This is a genomic window from Micrococcales bacterium (assembly GCA_009784895.1).
Lineage (GTDB): Bacteria > Actinomycetota > Actinomycetes > Actinomycetales > WQXJ01 > WQXJ01.
Genome location: WQXJ01000077.1, coordinates 1 through 5,862 on the forward strand (window position 1 = coordinate 1; position 5,862 = coordinate 5,862).

Consider the following 5,862-nt stretch of genomic DNA (forward strand, 5'->3'; position numbering starts at 1 on the left):
CGAATCCCTTCAGGCGCGCCCGGCTGGGCATGGAGGCGTCGCCTAGTGGCCTATGGCGCCCGCCTGCTAAGCGGGTTGGGGAGGTTGATTCCCCTCGCGGGTTCAAATCCCGCCGCCTCCGCCCTGTTGACCTGCATAAATAGGGTCGCATGGGTCGTTTTTACCCCAAGCCTTTACCCACTAACCGTCTGAGCCATCCCCGACTTGGCCCGCCGAGGCCAAGGCCTTGTCGTCGTGGTCTAAATCGTGGTGCAGCTCTACCTCGGCGGCGTGGATCTGGGCCGCCACCAGCATGGCCCGCTGCTGCATCCAGTCAATCAAACCCAAGGCGCAGGCCGAAATGACGAAGGTCAAGTGGATTAGCACCTGCCACATGACGCCGGTCGAGGTGTAGTGCTCTTTCATATCCGGGCCGCCCAATGGGCCCACCTCAATGAAAGTTTTGAGCAGATGGATCGAGGAAATCGAGATAATCGAGACCGCTAGCTTGACCTTGAGCAAGTTGGCGTTGACATGCGACAGCCAGTCTGGTTCATCAGGATGGCCTTCGACTCCCAGGCGCGAGACAAAGGTCTCGTAGCCGCCAATGATCACCATGATCAGCAGGTTTGCGACCATGACAACGTCGATCAGCTCCAGCACTGCCAGCATGACGAAGGAACCGTCGATGTTGCCGCCTTTGGCAATCACTTCCCCGCCCAGATGCCACAGCTGGTTAGTGAAAACCAGCACGTAAATGGCCTGCGCCACGATCAAGCCAAGGTAGAGCGGGGCCTGCAACCACCGGCTCATGAAAATGAAGGCACCTAGCGACCGGGGAGCGACGGGACGGCTTTGCTGCATTTGGCGCTCCGATTCAACTCAGGTGGGCGGCAGGGGCACCTTCCAGTTAATCAGCCACAGCAGGGCTACTAACGGCGACTCGCCCAGCGCTGACGCCTTGCTCAGGTGATCATTGGCCAGGGTTATTGCCCTGTGCCCGCTGTCCTGGGCTGAAGCCAAACGACCTTGCCGCGACGTGGCGTCTCAGCGGCCGAAACTAGCCAGCTGGCTCAGGGCCATTTTGTAGCTGGAGGCGATGGGCTCAGCCCACACCCGTGGCGGCATGCGAACCGCGCTGCCACCAGTCAAATTGCCAAAGTGATGGATCAGGCGATCCTTCAGTTTGGCTATTTCGATCGCTTGGTCGCCCTCACGCTTGACCAACACCACGCCCAGGGCTCCCTGCCGCCTGAAGCGTGCCATTGGTTGGCCGGCGTCAAAAACCTGGCGCAGCACATGTCCTAGAGAGGCGGCCCTGAGCAGATGCTCGAATGGCTCAGCGCTGACCACATCGGTGTCTACCAGTACCAAGTAGTGAGTTAGAGCAAAGTCTTCACCGGCCGCCTTGGCCGCCAGATACTCCTCTTCCAGGCGCAAGGTCAGGTAGGACGGGGTGCCCATACCGCTGGCTGGATCCAGTACGGCCTCAGTGGTGACGCCCTCGACGGCTGCCTCGGCCCAGCCGCTGGCCACAGCCCGGGCGCAGGTCCAGGCCGTGATTTGCGGGTTAATGGCCTTGGCCAGGGAGCCGAGGCTGTCGCTGATGTCCTGCCCAGCGTGGGAGCCGCCCGGGCTGGAGTCGACCGCATCCGATGGAGGAGATTGATTGGCCAAAACGACGGGGGTAGCGCCGCTGACCGAATCGGAGCCCGGATCGCTTGAGGAAGGCGACGCGGAGCGTGAGTCCTCGCCGGCCAACGATTGTTGGCCAAATAGCGTTGAGGACGGTTCTGGTTCGCTCTTGGTGAAAGTCAGGTTGGGCCAGGCCAATTCGGCAAAGCAGGCGGCGTCCGCCAGCGCCTCATCGATTCCCACTCCGGCCTTTCCACGAGCCATGCCAAGGGCGGTCAAGCCCTCAAGTAACATGGCCGGCCCGGCACCGCTCTGAAAGGCTTCTATCAGGTGATCTACCTCGGGGGCGTGCCAATCTCTGGGCACTCGCCAGCCCCTGGAAACCGCAGCCTGCCACCAGCGATCGCGCAGACAGCTGTCCGCCGCAAGCGAAGGGGGTCCACCGGTTGGCATATCACAGAGAGCATCGACGTTGGACCGAATGACGCGGCAATGCGCGCAGATTTGCCTTGACGGCTAGCATTTCCTACTAGCCAGGTCTTGCGGAAGCGGCGCGAAGCCAGTGACATGGCTGTTTAGTACCAGGGCGAAAGGAGGTGCCTATGGCGACCGTGACGGGTGATGTTGCACTCGAAGCGGGCAGCGACGCAGCCCTCATCGCATTGGTTCGGGACGGCGACGAGGTCGCTTTTGGGCGCCTCTACGAGCGCCACCAGTCCGCTGCGCGGGTTGTGGCGTCCCAGTACGCACCGCGCCAAGCCGATGTCGATGACCTGGTCGCGGAAGCCTTCACCCAGATTTACCGCCTGCTACGCCAGGGCGACGGTCCCGATGCCTTTTTCCGGGCCTACCTCTTCACCTGCATTCGCAACCAAGCCTCGCGCGGGCGGGAAGCCCAGGGCAAGGTTCGCCCCACTGACGATGAAGCCGTGCTCGACTCGCTGATCGATCACCCCGACGCCAACCTTGAGTTCTTTGAACGCGAGCTGATTACTGAGGCCTTCGAATCGCTGCCGGAACGCTGGCGTTCGGTCTTGTGGTACCTCGAAGTCGAGGGCCTGCGTCCGGCCGATGTAACTGACCATTTTGGCCTGACAGCCAACGGTGTGGCCGCCTTGGCCTACCGCGCCCGTGAGGGTCTGCGTCAGGCTTACCTGCAGCATCACGCCTCCAGTCAGCTGCCCGAGGCCTGCCAGTCGACCGCCGAGAAGCTCGGCGCCTACACCCGTGACGCCTTGGCGCCCCGCGAACGCGGCCGGGTCGAGGCCCACCTGGTGGACTGCAAGCAATGCAAGTCGGCCGTGGGCGAGTTGTCAGATGTCAACCGCTCATTGCGCGGCGTCCTTGGCCCGCTGGTATTTGGGGCGGCTGCCTCAACCGCGTTGACGTCTTTGACTCAGGCCGGCCTAGGGGCGCTTCCCCCCAGTCCGATGCCGGCCCTTGAGTTGGGCGCAGCGGCCAAGCCGGCAGCGTCCCAGCCATGGACCTGGAAGTCACTCGGGTCTTCTTTGACCAGGCCATTTAGGTTCTCGACCCACCCGGTGATGGCCACGTTGAGCACACTTGGTTCGGTCGTGGTGATCGCCTCGTTGGTGATCGGTTTGCTGCCGTTATTCCATGTTGCTCCCTGGCAAAACTCAGCGCCCAAGCCGGCCAGCTTTGCTGATGGCCCGCCAGCCATCAGCACCGAAGCCGAGTCCATGACCACACTGTTCATGGCGGATGGGCATTTGGCAGCCGCCACTGCCGGAGCACCATTTGCCGTGCCCAAACAGGGCGGCACCGTCAATTCGCAGGCCGCCTTGTCAATTCCAGCAGGGGCCACAGTGCGCCGGGCAGAATTGGTTTGGGCCTGCAACGATCCGGCAGAAAACTGGTGGAAAGTCTCCCTGACCGATCCGACAGGCTCCAAGCATTCAGTCTTGGCCGAACGTCGTGTCATCATGCCCTCCGGTGTTCAGCTTGGCGCCGATGTCACTGACGCCGTGACCAGCGGTGGAGCCGGACTGTGGCGCATCGGTGACCTTGTCTTGGCCGAGCCACAAGGCCAGGGCTGGGCCGGTTGGGCCCTGAGCGTGGTTTACTCCGACCCGGCATTGCCTCAGACCAGAGTCTCGATCCTGGAGGGCAGCCTGCGACTGGGGACCGAAGACGGTACCAGCCAAGCCGTTAGCGCCCCGGCCGGAGAGCTGGCCTGGATGGCAGCCGTGGTTTGGGGTGGGAGCAGCGCTGATCTGACCACTGCCTGGCTGATCGACAATGCCTCAACTCCGGACCTTGGCCAGGGCTACCCGGTCGAGGCCGTGATTGACGGTCAACCGACTGGTATACAGCTGTTGCTGGGTGAACACGCCTACTTCCCGCAGGGACCCGGCAGTGCCCCCGGAACATCGATTTCATTCCGTTCTGCGCCTGATTCGACCTTCGACCGTGCCGTTGGACTACTAACCGTGGTGGCACCAAACCAGCGTTAGTGCCCTGCTGGCGGATCTTCGGCTAGACGATCCCGTAAAGGCGATCTCCGGCATCGCCCAAACCAGGAACGATGTAGGCCTTGTTGTTGAGACACTGGTCCACCGCGGCAGTCACTATGCACACGTCGCCACGCCCGCCCACGGCATCTTCAACCGCCTTCAGGCCTTCGGGTGCGACCAGTAGGCAAATACAGGTGACGGTGCGGGCGCCGCGTTCGAACAGGTACTCAATTGAAGCCACCAGCGTCCCGCCGGTGGCCAACATGGGATCCAGAAGATAGCACTGGCGGCCTGACAGATCGTCTGGCAGGCGGTTGGCGTAGGTAATGGCCTGCAGGGTTTCTTCGTCGCGTTGCAGACCCAGGAAACCGACCTCGGCGCTGGGCAGTAGCCGGGTCATACCCTCCAGCATGCCTAACCCGGCGCGCAGGATTGGCACCACAAGTGGCCGCGGCTTGGTCAGCCTAACGCCAGTGGCTGGCCCCACAGGTGTCTCGATGCTCTCCGGTTCAACGGCAATGTCGCGAGTGGCCTCATAGGCCAGAAGCGTGACCAGTTCTTCAACTAAGGCGCGGAAGGTGGGCGAATCGGTGGTCTCATCCCTTAGTCGGGTTAGTTTGTGCGAGATCAGGGGGTGTTCAGCCACATGCACCTGCATTGTCCCAACCTACCGCAGGCTCGGGTCCACTGGGCTCGGTGCCGCCGGACCAGACCGCCCTGGCTGGCCGCGTTTCCTTTGGTCAGCGCCTCGCACACGACGGGTCATGGCGGCTCGCGGTTGCCTGGTCGCTGGCGGCGCTTCTAGCCGTGGGTGGTGCTCGTGGCGCTGCGCGCTCTTCAACCACGCCCCGCCTGGCCCCAATGCAAACCCTCCGGGTTTGTCCCTGGCCCAACTTGAATGCGCTTGGTTAGCTACCTCCCAGCAGGTCACAATGGTGGGGTGAACGGGGTGAGTCAATCGTTGGCGGGCCAAATGGCGGAGTCAGTCGGGCGGTGGATGGAGCAAGCACTGGCCCTGGCCTTGGATCAGGGGCCGGCCGGCCGCGCCGATGTGCCAGTTGGCGCGCTGGTAGTTGATCCGGGCGGCACCGTCATTGGTCAAGGTCGCAACAGCCGCGAATCGTTGGCCGACCCAACCGCCCACGCCGAGATCCTGGCGCTCCGACAAGCTGGCTCCCGCCGGGGCCAGTGGCGGCTTGACGGTTGCACCTTGGTTTGCACCTTGGAGCCGTGCGCCATGTGCGCCGGGGCGGTGGTGGCGGCGCGACTTGACCGGCTAGTTTTCGGAGCCTTTGACCCCAAAGCCGGAGCTTGCGGCTCGGTCTGGGATCTGGTGCGCGATTCCGCGGCGCTGCACCAACCTGAGGTAATTGCTGGCGTCCTGGAAGATCGTTGCGCCGCCGCGCTGACCGCCTATTTCCAGGCCAAACGCTAGTTGGGCCAAGCTCGGATCAGGTGTCTTAGCCAGAGGCTGTCTAGCCGCCGACACCAAAGTGCCCTTAGGGCAACTGGTAACCTTCTGGGCGGTGGCGTGTCCGAGTGGCCTAAGGAGCACGCCTCGAAAGCGTGTGTGGGGGTGACTCCACCGCGGGTTCGAATCCCGCCGCCACCGCAACGCAGGCCGAGGCAATTCGAGCTTGCTCGAAGTTGAGAGGCCAAGGCAGCGGTTGACGAGGCCCCCAGGGCCGAGGAGCACCGCAACGCAGGCCGAGGCAATTCGAGCTTGCTCGAAGTTGCGAGGCCAAGGCAGCGGTTGACGAGGCCCCCAGGGCCG

At 63.2% G+C, this 5,862-nt stretch carries 5 protein-coding genes and 2 tRNA genes; 4 read left to right on the top strand and 3 right to left on the bottom strand.

What is annotated here, in order from left to right:
- The first annotated feature begins 31 nt into the window (after positions 1 to 31).
- A tRNA-Ser gene (locus tag FWD29_09620) sits at positions 32 to 121 on the top strand.
- A 59-nt stretch (positions 122 to 180) separates the two neighbouring features.
- Here the strand turns inward: FWD29_09620 and FWD29_09625 are convergent.
- Both FWD29_09625 and FWD29_09630 read right to left on the bottom strand, forming a co-directional pair.
- Complete coding sequence (locus FWD29_09625; protein MCL2804188.1) at positions 181 to 792, bottom strand: TIGR00645 family protein; 612 nt, start codon at positions 790 to 792, stop codon at positions 181 to 183.
- A 234-nt stretch (positions 793 to 1,026) separates the two neighbouring features.
- Complete coding sequence (locus FWD29_09630; GenBank protein MCL2804189.1) at positions 1,027 to 1,980, bottom strand: hypothetical protein; 954 nt, start codon at positions 1,978 to 1,980, stop codon at positions 1,027 to 1,029.
- Between the two features lie 236 nt (positions 1,981 to 2,216).
- Here FWD29_09630 and FWD29_09635 point away from each other — a divergent pair, with 236 nt between their 5' ends.
- On the top strand, positions 2,217 to 4,088 hold the full coding sequence (locus FWD29_09635; protein MCL2804190.1) for a sigma-70 family RNA polymerase sigma factor: 1,872 nt from the start codon (positions 2,217 to 2,219) through the stop codon (positions 4,086 to 4,088).
- Positions 4,089 to 4,110: 22 nt separating this feature from the next.
- On the opposite strand, the gene upp is transcribed toward FWD29_09635, so the two are convergent.
- Positions 4,111 to 4,746: a uracil phosphoribosyltransferase gene (gene upp, locus FWD29_09640; GenBank protein MCL2804191.1), complete on the bottom strand. Its 636-nt coding sequence runs from the start codon at positions 4,744 to 4,746 to the stop codon at positions 4,111 to 4,113.
- A 315-nt stretch (positions 4,747 to 5,061) separates the two neighbouring features.
- Between upp and FWD29_09645 the strand changes: the two genes are divergently transcribed.
- Entirely contained in the window at positions 5,062 to 5,523 is a 462-nt protein-coding gene (locus FWD29_09645) for a nucleoside deaminase (protein MCL2804192.1), read from the top strand.
- A gap of 90 nt (positions 5,524 to 5,613) precedes the next feature.
- Positions 5,614 to 5,700 (top strand) — tRNA-Ser (locus FWD29_09650).
- Positions 5,701 to 5,862 lie beyond the last annotated feature (162 nt).

Bases quoted from the DNA above. Each gene is read 5' to 3' on its own strand.
- FWD29_09625 (MCL2804188.1), bottom strand. From the start codon at position 792: ATGAGCCGGTGGTTGCAGGCCCCGCTCTACCTTGGCTTGATCGTGGCG.
- FWD29_09635 (MCL2804190.1), top strand. From the start codon at position 2,217: ATGGCGACCGTGACGGGTGATGTTGCACTCGAAGCGGGCAGCGACGCA.
- upp (MCL2804191.1), bottom strand. From the start codon at position 4,746: ATGCAGGTGCATGTGGCTGAACACCCCCTGATCTCGCACAAACTAACC.
- FWD29_09645 (MCL2804192.1), top strand. From the start codon at position 5,062: ATGGCGGAGTCAGTCGGGCGGTGGATGGAGCAAGCACTGGCCCTGGCC.